This window comes from Serratia sp. PF-27, from assembly GCF_030053255.1.
GTDB classification, from domain to species: domain Bacteria; phylum Pseudomonadota; class Gammaproteobacteria; order Enterobacterales; family Enterobacteriaceae; genus Serratia; species Serratia bockelmannii.
Window position 1 is genome coordinate 130,805 of record NZ_JASGBT010000018.1, and the last position, 15,874, is coordinate 146,678.

At 61.7% G+C, this 15,874-nt stretch carries 13 protein-coding genes; 4 read left to right on the forward strand and 9 right to left on the reverse strand.

Going from position 1 to position 15,874, the window contains the following annotated elements; genetic code table 11:
- Window positions 1-168: 168 nt before the first annotated feature.
- The 4 genes from QMZ29_RS11040 to malT form a co-directional block, all read right to left on the reverse strand.
- Window positions 169-927 carry a DeoR/GlpR family transcriptional regulator gene (locus QMZ29_RS11040; RefSeq protein WP_004930797.1) on the reverse strand — a complete coding sequence of 253 codons (759 nt, stop codon included), beginning with the start codon at window positions 925-927 and terminating at the stop codon, window positions 169-171.
- A gap of 50 nt (window positions 928-977) precedes the next feature.
- The gene (gene glpG, locus QMZ29_RS11045; RefSeq protein WP_043138958.1) at window positions 978-1,814 is read right to left on the reverse strand and encodes a rhomboid family intramembrane serine protease GlpG; all 837 of its coding nucleotides are present in this window, start codon (window positions 1,812-1,814) and stop codon (window positions 978-980) included.
- 171 nt (window positions 1,815-1,985) lie between these two features.
- Window positions 1,986-2,312, reverse strand: coding sequence for a thiosulfate sulfurtransferase GlpE (gene glpE / locus QMZ29_RS11050; protein ID WP_004930790.1), 327 nt, complete (start codon window positions 2,310-2,312; stop codon window positions 1,986-1,988).
- A gap of 82 nt (window positions 2,313-2,394) precedes the next feature.
- Window positions 2,395-5,109 carry an HTH-type transcriptional regulator MalT gene (gene malT / locus QMZ29_RS11055; RefSeq protein ID WP_261427255.1) on the reverse strand — a complete coding sequence of 905 codons (2,715 nt, stop codon included), beginning with the start codon at window positions 5,107-5,109 and terminating at the stop codon, window positions 2,395-2,397.
- A gap of 460 nt (window positions 5,110-5,569) precedes the next feature.
- Between malT and malP the strand changes: the two genes are divergently transcribed.
- Window positions 5,570-7,975: a maltodextrin phosphorylase gene (gene malP / locus QMZ29_RS11060; protein ID WP_049205569.1), complete on the forward strand. Its 2,406-nt coding sequence runs from the start codon at window positions 5,570-5,572 to the stop codon at window positions 7,973-7,975.
- Between the two features lie 9 nt (window positions 7,976-7,984).
- Complete coding sequence (gene malQ, locus QMZ29_RS11065) at window positions 7,985-10,075, forward strand: 4-alpha-glucanotransferase (protein WP_261427252.1); 2,091 nt, start codon at window positions 7,985-7,987, stop codon at window positions 10,073-10,075.
- Between the two features lie 69 nt (window positions 10,076-10,144).
- Here the strand turns inward: malQ and nfuA are convergent, their stop codons facing one another.
- Together nfuA and gntX are read right to left on the reverse strand one after the other, a co-directional pair.
- A complete protein-coding gene (gene nfuA, locus QMZ29_RS11070; RefSeq protein WP_025304558.1) occupies window positions 10,145-10,720 on the reverse strand; it encodes a Fe-S biogenesis protein NfuA in 576 nt (191 codons plus the stop codon).
- A gap of 58 nt (window positions 10,721-10,778) precedes the next feature.
- The gene (gene gntX, locus QMZ29_RS11075) at window positions 10,779-11,462 is read right to left on the reverse strand and encodes a DNA utilization protein GntX (protein WP_025304557.1); all 684 of its coding nucleotides are present in this window, start codon (window positions 11,460-11,462) and stop codon (window positions 10,779-10,781) included.
- Between the two features lie 40 nt (window positions 11,463-11,502).
- Here gntX and bioH point away from each other — a divergent pair, with 40 nt between their 5' ends.
- Together bioH and QMZ29_RS11085 are read left to right on the forward strand one after the other, a co-directional pair.
- Complete coding sequence (bioH, locus tag QMZ29_RS11080; protein WP_197769806.1) at window positions 11,503-12,273, forward strand: pimeloyl-ACP methyl ester esterase BioH; 771 nt, start codon at window positions 11,503-11,505, stop codon at window positions 12,271-12,273.
- A 270-nt stretch (window positions 12,274-12,543) separates the two neighbouring features.
- Window positions 12,544-12,828 (forward strand): YdgH/BhsA/McbA-like domain containing protein, encoded by a 285-nt coding sequence (locus tag QMZ29_RS11085; RefSeq protein WP_004930765.1) that lies wholly within the window; start codon window positions 12,544-12,546, stop codon window positions 12,826-12,828.
- 41 nt (window positions 12,829-12,869) lie between these two features.
- On the opposite strand, the gene QMZ29_RS11090 is transcribed toward QMZ29_RS11085, so the two are convergent.
- The 3 genes from QMZ29_RS11090 to feoA all read right to left on the reverse strand — a co-directional run bounded on the left by QMZ29_RS11090 (window position 12,870) and on the right by feoA (window position 15,711).
- Window positions 12,870-13,109, reverse strand: a complete 240-nt coding sequence (locus tag QMZ29_RS11090; RefSeq protein ID WP_025304555.1) for a FeoC-like transcriptional regulator — start codon at window positions 13,107-13,109, stop codon at window positions 12,870-12,872.
- A complete protein-coding gene (gene feoB, locus QMZ29_RS11095) occupies window positions 13,109-15,424 on the reverse strand; it encodes a Fe(2+) transporter permease subunit FeoB (protein ID WP_197770984.1) in 2,316 nt (771 codons plus the stop codon). Before feoB ends, QMZ29_RS11090 begins: the two co-directional genes overlap by 1 nt.
- 62 nt (window positions 15,425-15,486) lie before the next feature.
- Window positions 15,487-15,711 (reverse strand): ferrous iron transporter A, encoded by a 225-nt coding sequence (gene feoA, locus QMZ29_RS11100; protein WP_043139125.1) that lies wholly within the window; start codon window positions 15,709-15,711, stop codon window positions 15,487-15,489.
- Between the last annotated feature and the right edge of the window lie 163 nt (window positions 15,712-15,874).

The window sequence follows — 15,874 nt, forward strand, 5'->3', positions numbered from 1 at the left end:
AGCCAAGACTTAACCAAACAAAAACATTTAGGCGTGATAGAGGTAACAGTTTGGTGATGATAGTCACATAAATGATGTGGATATGGCGCGAGCGCGCAAACGGCTGTCGATGAAGAGGGCGGGGAGTAGGAAACGGGGCGGCGGCGCGCCCCGCAGGTTAACAGCGGATCAGCACAGCTCCAGTTGCACGTCGTACTGCTCGATGATTTTCATCACGCTCGGCGGCGGCAGCTGGTCGGTAAACAGGTAGTCGATCAGGTTCATGTTGCCCAGGTTGACCATGGCGTTGCGGCCGAATTTAGAGTGGTCGGTGACCAGCATCACGCAGCGGGAATTTTCGATAATCGCGCGTTTGGTGCGCACTTCGTGATAGTCGAATTCGAGCAGCGAGCCGTCCATATCGATGCCGCTGATGCCGAGAATGCCGTAATCGAGGCGGAATTGAGAGATAAAGTCCAGGGTGGCTTCGCCCATGATGCCGCCGTCACGGGTGCGCACTTCGCCGCCGGCCAGGATCAGGCGGAAGTCTTCCTTGGCGGTCAGCAGGGTGGCGACGTTGAGGTTGTTGGTGACCACGCGCAGGTTCTTGTGGTTCATCAGCGCATGGGCCACCGCTTCCGGCGTGGTGCCGATATCGATGAACAGCGTGGCGCCGTCCGGGATCTGGCTGGCGACGCGCTGCGCGATGCGGGCTTTCTCTTCCGACCACATCACCTTGCGATCGTTATAGGCAGCGTTGACCGAGCTGGAAGGCAGCGCCGCGCCGCCGTGGTGACGCTGGATCTTGTTCTGGTCGGCCAGGTCATTCAAATCGCGGCGAATCGTTTGCGGGCTGACGTCAAAATGTTCCACCAGCTCTTCCGTGCTGACGTAACCCTGCAGGCGCACCAGCTCGATAATTGCGTCATGACGCTGTGTTTGCTTCACGATAATCCCCTAAAACGCCCGCCATGCCCGCTGGGCACAGCTCCCGGCTGTTATTGTTCGTTGTGTGCGCGATGACGCGTATCCCAAAATGCCATCAATAACCCTAACACTAAACCGGCTACGTGTGCCGCGTTGGCGATCGACATTCCTAAAATATCGAAATATCCGGCCACCAGCCACAGCACCGAGAACACCATCAGGCCGCGCGGCAGCATCAGGCCGCGCTCCGGCGCCCGTTCCCCCGTCAGCCACACATAGCCCATCAGCGCATAGACCACGCCGGAAAGTCCGCCGAACAGCGCGCCGCTGAACAGCGATTGCGCCCAGCCGCTGAAGAAGGCCGACACTACCGCCAGCACGAACAGCTTGCCGGCGCCGAGGCGTTTTTCCATCTGGCCGCCGAGATACCACCACCACATCAGGTTGAACAGAATATGCAGCAGGGAGAAGTGCAGGAACGCATGGCTGACCCAGCGCCACAGCTGCGTGTATTGGCTGCTGTCTTGCGGCCAGGAGAGCCAGTACATCACGGTATCGTCACCCAGCACCTGCATCAGGATGTAGACCGCGATGCACAGTACCATCACGCCGAGCGTCAGCGGCCCGGCCTTGCTGCGCAGGGTGTGCAGGTAGGATTCGCTCTGATAGTGCAGGCCGGCGTCGGTATGGCCGGTCTGCCAACTGGCGGCCTGATAACGGCGGTTGAGCGGATCGACCAGAAACTGCTGCAGCTCGTGTTGCACCTGCTCGAGGTGGCTGTCGTCGGCCAGCCAGATTTCCGCCGCCTCGCCGCTGTTGCGCAGCTCAAGCCGGATGCCCTGGGTCGCCATATAGTCGACAAAGGCCAGCGCCAAGCGCGGGTTGGATATGGCGATTACTCTAACCATTGCTCTTCCGTCGTAAGTGAATGATTTTGGCCGCGGCTTGCTCGCCGATGACCCTGACGGCCGATTATAACGTCGAAATCCTGAGCGCTGGCAAACGGATCTGCGAAAAACCCGCGAAAACGCGCATAAAATCGAAGGGAAAGCCCGCCGATGCGCAGCGGGCGGCGGGGATCAGGCAGAGGTTTCCACGTCTTGCGGGTACTGGCGGGCCCAGGCTTCGAAACCGCCGTCGATGCTGTAGACCGCGTCGAACCCCTGGTGCAGCAGGTATTGCGCCGCGCTGCGGCTGCTGTTGCCGTGGTAGCACATCACCATCACCGGCCGCTCGAAGTCGTTTTGCTGCATAAAGGCCGACAGGGTGGCGTTGGTGAGGTGAAAGGCGCCCGGCGTATGCCCGGCTTCAAAACTTTGCGGATCGCGGATGTCGACCAGGGCGGCGCTGCCCTCTTTCCAGCGGGTGTACGCCTGCTCAACGTTGATCGCTTCGAACTGTTCCATACTGCTGACTGCCTCGTTATTGGGGGACGCCGCTATTGTAACCAACTCGGCGGCGTTTAAGACCAGAGGGATATCAGGGTTTTTACGCGCCGTACCCCATCATCTTCAGCAGCTGCTGCGCCTGCTGCACCGCCTCCTGGCGATGGGCCACGCCGAGCTTCTGGTACAGGTTGCGGATGTGCGTCTTGATGGTGGTGGCCGCCACGTCCAGCTCGCCGGCGATCTGGTCGTTGCTGTAACCGGAATAGATCAGCCCCAGCACCTGCCATTCGCGCTGGGTGAGCGGGCTGGTGCGGATCAGCTCCGGCACCTGCGGGTGGGTCAGCAACTTATCGACGAAGTTCTCGTCGAAATGCGCGAATTTGTGCCGATGATGCTGGTTGATGTCGCGCAGGATACGCTGGGCGCGATGCTGCTCCAGCTCCGGCAGCGTGTTGAGCTGGATCAGCTGGCGCAGCTGCTGCGCCATCGCTTCGCCTTCGATGACGAAGTGGCTGATAAAGCCGGTGCGGTTAGCCAGCGACAGTGCTTCGATCAGCGCCTGCTGCGCTTCGCCCTTGCGCTCTTGCAGCCAGTACAGCTGGTTGCTGAGCAGCAGATTGCGGTTGAGATCGCTCACCAGCCGCAGGCGGCGGGCATTTTCGTTCAGTTCATCCAGCACTACGCCGGCCTCTTCATACTGGCCGAGTAGGATCTGCACCCGCGCGATGTTGCGCCATTGGCCCTGTGTGAAGTGGTTGTCCGCCATGCCGGGTTTTTCGGTATGGCGCAGCCACTGGGCGGCGGCGGCGGTATCGCCGGTCATCTGCCAGTGGATCACCCGCGATTTGTCGGTGTTGGTCAGCCAGTCGCGATGGTAGTGGGCGCCGTGCAGAAGGGCTTCGCACCGCTGCAGATGGGTATTGGCGTTGTCCAGGTCGCCGCGCGCCAGCGAGCATTTTGCTAACATGGCGATGCACTGCAGCTGCTGTTGCGGTTGGTAGTTCGCCAGAATTTTCAGCCCGGTGCGCGCCGCGTCTTCCGCTTCGTCCAGCCGCGACCACGACCACAGGATCTGCGCGCGAATGCGCAGCAGGAATTCGTGCATCGGCAGCTGTTCCAGGTGCTGTTCGCGGATCAGTTCGAAGGCCTTATCCTGGGTTTCGTAAGCGGCCTGCAGGTAGCCTTGGGCGATAAGAATTTCGCTCTGCTGCAGCAGCGCCCAGAGCGCGTAATGGTTGGCCTGATGACGACGCGCCATCTGTTCGGTTTGCTGCATCATCGGCAGCGCGCGCGCCAGCTCGCCCTTGCAGTGGTGCACTTCGCCGGTCACCGAGGTGGCGACGATGCGGCTGTAGTAGCTGGACAGCGGCAGGAATTTTAACGCTTCGGTCGCCAGCCGCTCGGCTTCTTCCGGTTTGCCGGCGTTGATCGCCACCTGGGCGCGCAGGGCGTCGAACTCGGCGTGCAGCGTTTGGTCTATCTCGATTTTCTGTTCGCGCATGGTGCGCTCGGCGCGCTCCAGCAGGGTATTGACCTCGCTGTAGCGGTGCTGGCTCTGCGCCAGCCAGGCCTGCAGCAGCGCCAGCTTGGGGTTTTGGATCAGGCGCTCATAGGGCAGCGCGTTGAGGCACTCCTCCAGCAAGGCCAGTTCGCTGTGGTGGAACAGCGACCAGGCGTGTTGCAGCAGGATGTCGCGCAGCATGCTGACGTCGCTGGCCGCCAACGCGTGGTGAATGGCCTCCGCCGGATACCCCAGCGCCAGCCAGCCCTCGGCGGCGGCGCGGTGCAACCCCGGCAGCTCCAGCGCCAGTTCCCACTGGCAACGCTGGCGCAGGAAAGAGGCGAACAGCGGGTGGAAGTTGAACCATTCGCCGGTGTCGTCCATGCGGTGGATAAACAGCCCCTGGCGCTCCAGCTCCTCCAGCCGCTGCTGGCCGTTGTCTTCGCCGGTCAGTCGCACGATCAGCGCATCGTTCATCGAACGCAGCACCGAACAGCGCAGAAGGAAAGCGCGCGCATCGGCATCGACGTGGTCCAGCACTTCGTCTACCAGGTAGTCGGACAGGTGACTGGCGTTCAGCCCCGCCAGGCGCTTGGCCGACAGCTGAGCCGACGAGGCGGACTGGCGGGCCGACAGCGCGATCAGCTGCAGCGCGGTGGCCCAGCCTTCGACTTCGTCGCACAGGCGGCTGCTGTCCTGCTGTTCCATCGGCGCCTCCAGGCGGCAGTCGAAGAACTGTTTGGCTTCCTGGTGGGTGAACGCCAGCTGCTGCGTGCCCATTTCCAGCAGCTGATCGCGCACCCGCAAATTGGCGATGCCGAGCGGCGGCAGGGTGCGTGAGAGCAGGATCAGCGTCAGGTTTTCCGGCTGATGGCGCAGGAAGAAGCGCATGGCTTCGTGGATGGCGTCGTTGGTGATCAGGTGGTAGTCGTCGATCACCAGGTACAGCGGCTGGTGCCAGTCGGCCAGCTCGATAAACAGCTGGGCGAACAACGCCGACAGGCTGGCGTACTGGTGTTTCTGGCTCAGCACCTCGCTCTTGACGCAGCGGCCGCCGCTGGCCTGCTGCAGCGCGGCAATCAGGTAGCTGGCGAAGCGCTCCGGCTGGTTGTCGCTCTCATCCAGCGAATACCAGCCCAGATCGGCCTTGCCGGCCGCCCATTGGGCGATCAGCGTGGTTTTCCCGTATCCCGCCGGGCAATTGACCAGTGTCAGGCGATAGTTGCCCGCGCTGGCCAGTTTGGCCAGCAGGCGATCGCGGATCACGGTATTTTGCAGCCGTACCGGGCGGCTCAGTTTTGATGGGATCAGCATAGTATTCCAGGGTATAAATCGCGGTTCCCGCCGGGATTGGAGTGGCGCTAATTATTTTATGGTTCGTAATTAATAGCTCCCCCTAACTTCTGCCAACCCTAAACGTATTGCAACAAGCTTCCGCATCGGCTTGGAGTTAAGTTGCTATCGATCACACTTTTTTACGTTTGGCGCCGGCGCGCGGCGATGCGGTCGCGGATCGCATTTCCGGCCATGGACAAAACTTCAGCAGCGCGAATACTTGTGCTAACGTCATGGTTAACGTTCTCAGTGCTCGCCGCACGCGTTGGCGGGCTTTTTTGCATCGTTGCAAGGGAGTCAAACAGTGCCTGAGATCACAATTCCAGCTACGCCCCAATCCTCCTCCCCAGCTAATCCCCAGGCGGGATGATGCCGTCAGACTTTCTCACCGGCACGATAGCGGCAATTTGACCCACTTACTGGATAGAGAGTTTTCCTTATGTCACAGCCTACGCTCAAGAAGGATGCTTTTCTGGCGGCGCTCGCCCGTCAGTGGCAACGGTTCGGCCTCAGTTCCGCACAGCAGATGACGCAACATCAATGGTGGGAAGCCGTCAGTGCGGCGCTGGCCGAGCAGTTGGCCGCACAGCCGGCGCCGCGCAAAAGCGCCAAACCGCTGCGCCACGTGAACTACATCTCGATGGAGTTTCTGATCGGCCGGCTGACGGCGAACAACCTGATCAACCTGGGCTGGTACGACACCGTCGAGCAGGCGCTGGCCGAGCAGAACGTCAAGCTGGCGGATTTGCTGGAGCAGGAAACCGATCCGGCGCTGGGCAACGGCGGGCTGGGGCGTCTGGCGGCCTGTTTCCTCGACTCGATGGCGACGGTGGAACAACCGGCCACCGGCTATGGGCTGAATTACCAGTACGGGCTGTTCCGCCAGTCGTTCCGCGAAGGGCAACAGCAAGAGGCGCCGGATAACTGGCAACGCGAGAGCTACCCGTGGTTCCGCCACAACGCCGCGCTGGCGGTGGACGTGGGCATCGGCGGCAAGCTGGAAAAGCAGGCCGACGGCCGCGAACGGTGGCGCCCGGCCTTCACCCTGCGCGGCGAAGCCTGGGATCTGCCGGTGCTGGGGTATCGCAACGGCGTGGCGCAGCCGCTGCGCCTGTGGCAGGCGACCCATCAGCATCCGTTCAACCTGAGCGATTTCAACGACGGCAAATTCTTGCAGGCGGAGAAGCAGGGCGTAGAAGCCGACAAGCTGACCAAGGTGCTTTACCCGAACGACAACCATCAGGCCGGCAAGCGCCTGCGCCTGATGCAGCAGTATTTCCAGTGCGCCTGCTCGGTGGCGGACATTTTGCGCAAGCACCATCAGGCCGGCCGCAAGATTGAAGAGCTGCCGAAGTACGAAGTGATCCAGCTGAACGACACCCACCCGACCATCGCCATTCCGGAAATGCTGCGCATTCTGCTGGACGAGCACCAGCTGGAATGGGAGGCGGCCTGGGCGATCACCAGCAACACCTTCGCCTATACCAACCACACCCTGATGCCGGAAGCGCTGGAGTGCTGGGATGAAAAACTGGTGCGCAGCCTGCTGCCGCGCCATTTCTCCATCATCAAACAGATCAACGCCAGGTTTAAAAAATTGGTGGATAAGCACTGGCCGGGCGACGAGGCGGTGTGGGCCAAACTGGCGGTGCACCATGACAAGCAGGTGCGCATGGCCAACCTGTGCGTGGTCAGTGGCTTTGCGGTCAATGGCGTGGCGCAGCTGCATTCGGATCTGGTGGTGAAAGATCTGTTCCCGGAATATCACCAGCTGTGGCCGAACAAATTCCATAACGTCACCAACGGCATCACGCCGCGCCGCTGGCTGAAACAGTGCAACCCGGCGCTGTCGGGCCTGATCGACGAGACGCTGAAGGTGGAGTGGGCGAGCGATCTCGACGCGCTGCGCGGGCTGGAAAAATTCGCCGACGACGCGGCGTTCCGCCAGCGTTATCAGCAGATCAAACGCGACAACAAGGTGGCGCTGGCCCATTACGTACACGGCGTAATGGGGCTGACACTTGACCCGGACGCGATCTTCGACGTGCAGATCAAGCGTCTGCACGAGTACAAACGCCAGCACCTGAACCTGCTGCACATCCTGTCGCTGTATCGTCAGCTGCGCGACAACCCCAACCTGGACATCGTGCCGCGCGTCTTCCTGTTCGGCGCCAAGGCGGCGCCGGGCTACTACCTGGCGAAGAACATCATCTACGCCATCAATCAGGCGGCCGAGAAGATCAATAACGATCCGTTGGTGAAAGATCGCCTGAAAGTGGCGTTCATCCCTGACTACCGCGTGTCGGTGGCCGAACTGATGATCCCGGCGGCGGATATCTCCGAACAGATCTCCACCGCCGGCAAAGAGGCCTCCGGCACCGGCAACATGAAGCTGGCGTTGAACGGCGCGCTGACGGTCGGCACGCTGGACGGCGCCAACGTCGAAATCGCCGAGCAGGTGGGCGAAGACAATATCTTTATCTTCGGCAATACCGTGGAGCAGGTGAAGGCGATAGTGGCGAAGGGTTACGATCCGCTCAGCTACCGCAAGAAAGACAAGCACCTGAAGGCGATTCTGGACGAGCTGGCGAGCGGCACCTTCAGCCACGGCGACAAGCACGCGTTCGACATGATGCTGCACAGCCTGCTGGAAGGCGGCGATCCCTACCTGGTGCTGGCGGACTTTGCCTCGTACTGCCAGGCGCAGCGCCGGGTCGACGAGCTGTATCGCGATCGGGACGAATGGACGCGGCGGACTATCCTTAACACCGCGCGCGTCGGCATGTTCAGCTCGGATCGCTCGATCCGCGATTACCAGCAGCGTATCTGGCAAGCCAAACGTTAAGGAGAGCGAATGGATCGCAAGCGTATCGATCAGGCGGCAGCGCAGGCGGGGATCGCCGCCGATTTCATCAATGCCCACGGCAAGCGGCAGGCGATTGAACCGCAGACCAAGCGCAAGCTGCTGGCGGCCATGAACCGAACCGATGCCGAGCAGGAAGGAGCGGCGCCGCCGTTACCGGCGGTCAAGGTGTTCTATCAGGGCGCGCCGCTGGCGCTGACCCCGGCGGGTGAAGGCGAGTACCTGTGGGCGTTGCAACGTGAAGACGGCGAATGCCTGCAGGGGCGCATCGGCGCGCGCAAGACCCTGACGCTGCCCGGCGATCTGCCGGTGGGTTACCACCAATTGACGCTGAGCCAGGGCGAGCAGCAGTGGCCATGCCGCGTGATCGTCGCGCCGAGACGCTGCTTCGAGCCGGACGCCTTGCTGACCGGTAAGAAGCTGTGGGGCGCTTGCGTTCAGCTGTATACGTTGCGCTCCGATCGCAACTGGGGCATCGGCGATTTCGGCGATCTGCGTCTGATGGTGGAGCAGGTCGGGGAGCGCGGCGGCGCCTTCGTTGGCCTCAACCCGATCCATGCGCTGTATCCGGCTAATCCGGAGAGCGCCAGCCCTTACAGCCCCTCGTCGCGCCGCTGGCTGAATCTGGCGTATATCGACGTCAACGCGGTGGAGGATTTCCAGCGCAGCGACGCGGCACAGCGCTGGTGGCAGAAGCCGGCGACGCAGAAGCAGCTGGCCAAGGCGCGCGCCGCGGAGTGGGTGGATTACACCGCCGTGATGCAGCTGAAGCTGGCGGCGCTGAAGCTGGCGTTCCCGCTGTTTCAGGCGCGCCAGCCGAACGACGCGCAGCGTCAGGCGTTCGAGCTGTTTGTGGCTGAGGGCGGCGACAGCCTGTATCAGCAGGCGGCGTTTGATGCGCTGCACGCCCATCTGGCGGCCAAAGACGCCAGCCAGTGGGGCTGGCCGGCCTGGCCCGAACGTTATCGGCAGGGGCAGAGCGAAGCGGTGCGGCAGTTCTGCGCTGAACATCAGGACGCGGTTCGCTTTTACCTGTGGCTGCAATGGTTGGCGGGCACGCAGTTCGCGCAGTGTTTTGACCAGAGTCAACAGCAGCAGATGCCGATTGGCCTGTATCGCGATCTGGCGGTCGGGGTGGCGGAAGGCGGGGCGGAAACCTGGTGTGACCGTGAGCTGTACTGCCTGAAAGCGTCGGTCGGGGCGCCGCCGGATATTCTGGGGCCGCTGGGGCAAAACTGGGGCCTGCCGCCGATGGATCCGCACGTGATGGCGGCGCGCGGGTATCAGCCGTTCATCGATCTTTTGCGCGCCAACATGACCAGCTGCGGCGCGCTGCGCATCGATCACGTCATGGCGCTGTTGCGGCTGTGGTGGATCCCGTATGGCGAAACCGCCGATCGCGGCGCCTACGTCAAATACCCGGTGGACGATCTGCTGGCGGTGCTGGCGCTGGAAAGCCAGCGCCACCGCTGCATGGTGATCGGTGAGGATCTCGGCACGGTGCCGGTGGAAATCGTCGGCAAGCTGCGCGACAGCGGCGTCTATTCCTACAAAGTGCTCTATTTCGAAAGCGACGGCGAACACCATTTCCGCGCGCCGCAGGCCTATCCGGTGCAGGCGATGGCGACCATCACTACCCACGATCTGCCGACGCTGCGCGGCTACTGGCAAAGCGACGACCTGACGCTCGGCAACCGGCTGGGTCTTTACCCGGACGCGGAGATCCTGCGGACGCTGTTCGCCGATCGGGAACGCGCCAAGCAGGGATTGCTGGACGGATTGCATCGCTATGGCTGCGTGCCGCAGAAGGTGGGCAAGAAGGCGACGCTGCTCGGCATGAGCCCGCTGCTCAACCGCGGCCTGCAGCGTTATGTCGCCGACAGCGCCAGCGCCTTGCTCGGCCTGCAGCCGGAAGACTGGCTGGATATGGCCGATCCGGTCAATATTCCCGGTACCAGCGATCAGTACCCTAACTGGCGGCGCAAGCTGACCCAGACGCTGGAGGAGATGTTTGCCGACCCGCACATAAACCGCTTACTGAAGGATTTGGACAAGCGGCGCCGCAAGGTGTCGGTGGGGTGAAAACGACAATGCCGGAACGGATTCCCCCTTCCGGCATTGTGTTCTCTACCGCGGCGCGAGCGCCGGAGATTAGTAGTAGGAGTGCTCGCCGCGTTGGTGCTCGGTCAAATCACGCACGCCTTTCAGCTCCGGGAATTTCTGCAGCAGCTCTTTCTCGATGCCTTCTTTCAGCGTGACGTCGACCATCGAACAACCGTTGCAACCGCCGCCGAACTGCAGGATTGCCATGTTGTCGTCGGTGATCTCCATCAGCGTTACGCGGCCGCCGTGGCCCGCCAGCTGTGGGTTGATCTGCGACTGCAGCACGTATTCCACGCGCTCCATCAGCGGCGCGTCGTCATCGACCTTGCGCATTTTGGCGTTTGGCGCTTTCAGCGTCAGCTGGGAACCCAGTTGGTCGGTCACGAAGTCGATTTCGGCGTCTTCCAGATACGGCGCGCTCAGCTCATCGACATAGGCGGACAGTTTGTCGAACTTTAGTTCGGTATCCGTCGCTTCTACCGCGTCCGGCGGGCAATAAGAGACACCGCATTCGGCCGTCGGCGTGCCCGGGTTGATCACGAATACGCGGATTTGGGTGCCTTCTTCTTGATTTGCCAGCAGTTTGGCAAAGTGTTCCTGTGCAGTATCTGTTATACGGATCATAGCATTAGCTCAATAGTTGACTTCTATAGTCGGTTATAATACGCCCATTGCCGTGGCACTACAACGTGCGGCAAATGCACCATATCTGCACCGAGGCGGCGCCTTGCCGCTGCAGCAGCGCCGCTATCTGCGCGACGGTGCTGCCGGTGGTCACCACGTCATCCACCAGGGCGATATGCCGGCCGGCGACCGATGCCACGCAAACGAACGCGCGTTGCAGATTGCGCCTGCGTACCCCGGCGCTCAGCCGCTGTTGCGGGGCGGTTTTGCGCACCCGGCGCAAGGCGGCGGGCTGATAGGTGCAGCCCAGCCAGCGCGCCAGCGGCCGGGCCAACAGATCGCTCTGGTTATAACCACGGTGCCAGCAGCGTGTTGCATACAAGGGTACCGCTAAAATCAGGTCGGGTCTGTTCAGATACTGCTCTCTGCGCGCCTGCTGCCACCGCAACAACATCAGGCGCGCTAGCGTCGGCGCCAGCTCGGGCGCGCGGTGGAACTTGAACCTTTTTACCAGTTGGCTGAGGGGCGCAACGTAGTCGCCGACGAACACCAGCCGTTGCCAGGGCGGTGGCCGTTGCAGGCAGCGGCCGCAGGGCGTTCGCGTCTTCCCGGCGGGCAATCCGCAGCGCGGGCAACACGGCGGGTGGGCCGGCAGATGACGCAGGCAACAGCTGCAGATGCCATGACGGATCAGGCTCAACGGTTGTCGGCATAGCCAACAACGGCTGCGGATTGATAGCATAGCGTCTCCGTGACGGATAAGTATGAAAGGACAATAACCAATGACAGCGCTGTACTGGCAAACAATAGGCGAAGGCAAACGCGATCTTGTGCTGCTGCACGGCTGGGGATTGAACGCCGAAGTGTGGAGTTGCATTCAGGCGCGACTGACGCCGCATTTTCGCCTGCACCTGGTCGATCTGCCGGGGTACGGCCGTAGCCAGGGGTTCGGTGCCCTGTCGCTGGAGCAGATGACGGAAATCGTGCTGGCGGCTGCCCCGCCGCAGTCCTGGTGGCTTGGCTGGTCGCTCGGTGGGCTGGTGGCCAGCCAGGCGGCGCTGATGCAGCCCGAGCGAGTCAAGGGGCTTATCACCGTAGCCTCCTCGCCGTGCTTTGCCGCCCGCGATGAGTGGCCGGGGATCCGCCCGGACGTGCTGAGCGGTTTCCAGCATCAGCTGAGCCTGGATTTCCAGCGCACCGTCGAGCGTTTTCTGGCGCTGCAGACGCTGGGCACCGAGAGCGCGCGTCAGGATGCGCGCCAACTGAAAGCGGTGGTGCTCAACCAACCGACGCCGAGCGTCGAGGTGCTGAACGGTGGGCTGGAGATCTTGCGCACAGCCGATCTGCGTGCACCGCTGGCGGAGTTGACGCTGCCGCTGCTGCGGATCTACGGCTATCTGGACGGGCTGGTGCCGCGCAAGGTCGCCGAGCTGCTCGACGCCGACTGGCCGAACTCTACGTCGCAGATCGTGGCCAAAGCCGCCCATGCGCCATTTATCTCTCATCCCGATGAATTTGTGACGATGATCGAAGCGTTTATTGCAGCACATTGAATGCAGCGTGAAAACGCACGATAGAGCGCGAAAAAAAACGCCGCCGGGTGGATAAAAGACAAAGCTGTTCAATACTTAGTGAGTCAATGCGTTGGCTGCAAAATGAAAAGACCGCGTGCGGCGATTTTCATTTTGGCGTTTCGTCTCTGGGAAACAGGCCCCGTCAGGGAAAGCAACGAGGCCTGAGGATGTCGCGGCAGCCTGCGGTACTACGCATGGATCCTTGACGGCTTTCATAACAGATAAATTATCCATTGAGAGGTTAGTGTCATGAAATCATTGAAGATGATTATTGCAGCGGCAGTGCTGGGTTCGGTGTCTTTCGGCTCCATGGCGGCAACCCTGCTGACCAAGGAAGATCTGGATAAGAATCCGGGTAAATACGAGAAGATCGGCACCGTCACCACGACGGCGGAAACCACGTCACCGATGGATGCCAAGGAAGAGCTGTCCAAACTGGCAGACGAAAAGGGCGGTCAATACTACGTGATCCTGGCGGGCCGCGAACACGGTAAATTCAGCGCCATCGCCGAAGTTTACAAAGACAAGCAATAAGCCTTGAACGGCAAGGGGCGCCGCTGCGGCGCCCCTGATCGTCAGGCCTTCAGCCGGTAGAACACCGTGCTGCATCCCTGGCCCTGCGGGCAGCTTTTGCAACTGCCGCTCAGACAGGCGCCGCCATCCTGTTCGATACGTTCCACTTTCCCCATTGCCGTCAAACGATCCAGCATCGCCTGCACCAGCGGCAACGGCGTCGCCAGCGATTGGCTGAGCTGCTGCGCCTGGGCGCTGCCGCGCAGCGCCAGCGCATCGCGCACCTGCAGCAGCCTGGCCATCAGTGACAGCTCCCTTTGGCGCTCTGGCAACAGGCCGCCGGCGTGGCGTTGCCCAGGCGCACCGTGACGCGGCTGCGCGCCCGGCGCAGTCCGAACAGCACCAGCAGGTTCACCACCACCACCGCCAGGATCGCCGTCAGGCTGTACTGCGGGTGTTGGTTGAAGGTCGCCGCCTGATAGAACAGCGTCGCCAGCGAGTAGGCGACGTTCAGCCCCCACAGGATAGAGAAGGTCATCCAGCCGCGGCTAGATTCACGGGCGATGGCGCCCATCACCGAAACGCAAGGCACATACAGCAGCACGAAGATCAGGTAGCTGTAGGCGGAAATGCCGGAGCCGAATTTGCTGCTCATCACGCCCATCGAACCGACGCCCATCTCGCCGTCGCCCTTGCTGGCTTCGATCGGGTTGGACAGCACGCTCAGGCTGAAGGTGTTTTTCAGGCCGTCCCAGGTTTCCTGCAGCGCGCCGCCCAGCTCATCGAGCAGGTTGAAGTTGGCGGCGTCGAACGCCTCTTTGTTGATGTGCTCGGCGGTATACAGCGTATTCAGCGTGCCGACCACCACTTCTTTCGCCATCGCGCCGGTCACCAGGCCGACGGTGGCCTGCCAGTTATCGCTGTGGACGCCCATCGGCTGCAGCAGCGGCGTCAACACCTTGGAGACCGAGGCCAGCGCGGAGTCGTTGATGTTGTCGACCGTTTTGCCGCTGAACGAGAAGCTGTTCAGGCCGCCAATGAATATGCTGGCCACCACGATCACCTTACCGGCGCGCAACACGAAGCCTTTCAACCGCTGCCAGGTTTGCAGCAGCAGGCTTTTCAGGTGCGGCACGTGGTAAACCGGCAGCTCCATGACGAACGGTGAGGCTTCGCCGCGCATGAGGGTATATTTGAGTACCAGGCCGGTCAGGATCGCCACCGCGATGCCGAGCATGTATAGCGAGAACACCACCCCAGCACCGTCCTGGCCGAAGAAGGCGGCGGCGAACACCGCGAAGATCGCCAGACGGGCGCCGCACGACATGAACGGCGCCATCATGATGGTGATCAGGCGCTCGCGCTGGGCGTCCAGCGTACGGGCGCCCATGATGGACGGCACGTTGCAACCGAAGCCGACGATCAGCGGCACGAAGGATTTGCCCGGCAGCCCGAGCGCCTGCATCAGGCGATCCATCACGAACGCCGCGCGCGCCATGTAGCCGGAGTCTTCCAGGAATGACAGGAACAGGTACATCATGCCGATCTGCGGCACCAGCGGCAGCACGGTGTTGATGCCGCCGCCGACGCCCTGCGCCAGGAATACGGTCAGCCAGCCGGGGAAGTGCAGGGTGTAGCCGAGCCACTGAATGCCCTGAATGAAGATCGCCGCCGAGCCGATATCGAAGATCGGCTGCAGCGCGCCGCCGATATTGATCGCCAGCAGGAACATCAGGTACATCACCAACAGGAAGATCGGCACGCCCAGCCAGCGGTTGAGGATCACTTTATCCAGCATATCGGTCAGGCGGTTGGGCATCGCCTGCTGCGAGTTGCTGACCGCGTCGCTCAGGGTGGCGATAGACTGGTAGCGCGCGTCGGCGATCACCAGCGCCGGGTCTTCTTGCTCCTGCTGTTGCAACGTCTGAATGGCCGCAGGCAGCAGCGCGACGGCGGGACCGGCCAGCCGGTGGCTGTAGATGTCGCCCTCCAGCATCTGCAATGCCAGCCAGCGGCGTTGCACTGCCGGCAGCGTTTGCGGCATGGCGTTGCTCAGCGTGGCGACCGCTTTCAGCAGCAACGGCGGGTAGTTCACCAGCGCCTGCTGTTCGTTGATGCGATGATTGTCGATCATCTGTTTCAGCACGCCGATGCCGTCGGCGCGGGTGGAGATCATCGGTACTACCGGGCAGCCGAGGCGCGCCGACAGCGCGGCGACGTCGATATCGATATGCTGGCTTTTGGCGATGTCGAGCATGTTCAGCGCCACGATGCAGGGGATGCCCAGCTCCAGCAATTGCAGCGTCAGGTAGAGGTTGCGCTCCAGGTTGGAGGCGTCGACCACGTTGATCAGCAGATCGGCGTCGCCGCTCAAAATGTAATGGCAGGCGATCTGCTCATCGAGCGACGTTTGCTCTGAAATGGTGGTCAGGGAGTAGGTGCCGGGCAAATCGACTAGCCGCACGTCGGACTGCGGGGTGGTGAAATGGCCTTCTTTGCGTTCGACCGTCACGCCCGCCCAGTTGCCGACCCGTTGGCGTGCGCCGGTCAGCTGGTTGAACAGCGTGGTTTTGCCGGAGTTCGGGTTACCGATTAAGCCGATGGTGAGTTTTTTCATAGTTCAGCGTGTCGTCTTCAAGGAGAACAGCGCCGGCGCAAGAGCGCGTCGGCAAACGGAGGTCAGGGCTGGCCGTCGAGCTGCAGCAGCGCCAGATCCTTCTTGCGCAGCACCAGGCTGACGCGGCGAGTTTTAATTTCTATCGGATCGCCCAGTGGCGCGACGCGCACTACGTCGAATGAAGAGCCAGGCAGCATGCCGAGCGATAACAATTTCTGGCGGTAGGCCGGCGCAATTTCACCGGAAAAGCCGACAATCTTATACGTGCGTTTAGGTTGAAGCTGCATGTGATTAACCTTCCGGGTGCCGATGAACATCGGGCTGATGATAATTGGACGTTGCCGGCGAAAATGCCACGCCGTCGGCGGTATTCATCCATAAGGTCATGCAATAAAGTGAGCGCAAATAATAGTAATTATCATTATCGCGTTCAATACAAAAAGTAAGGGT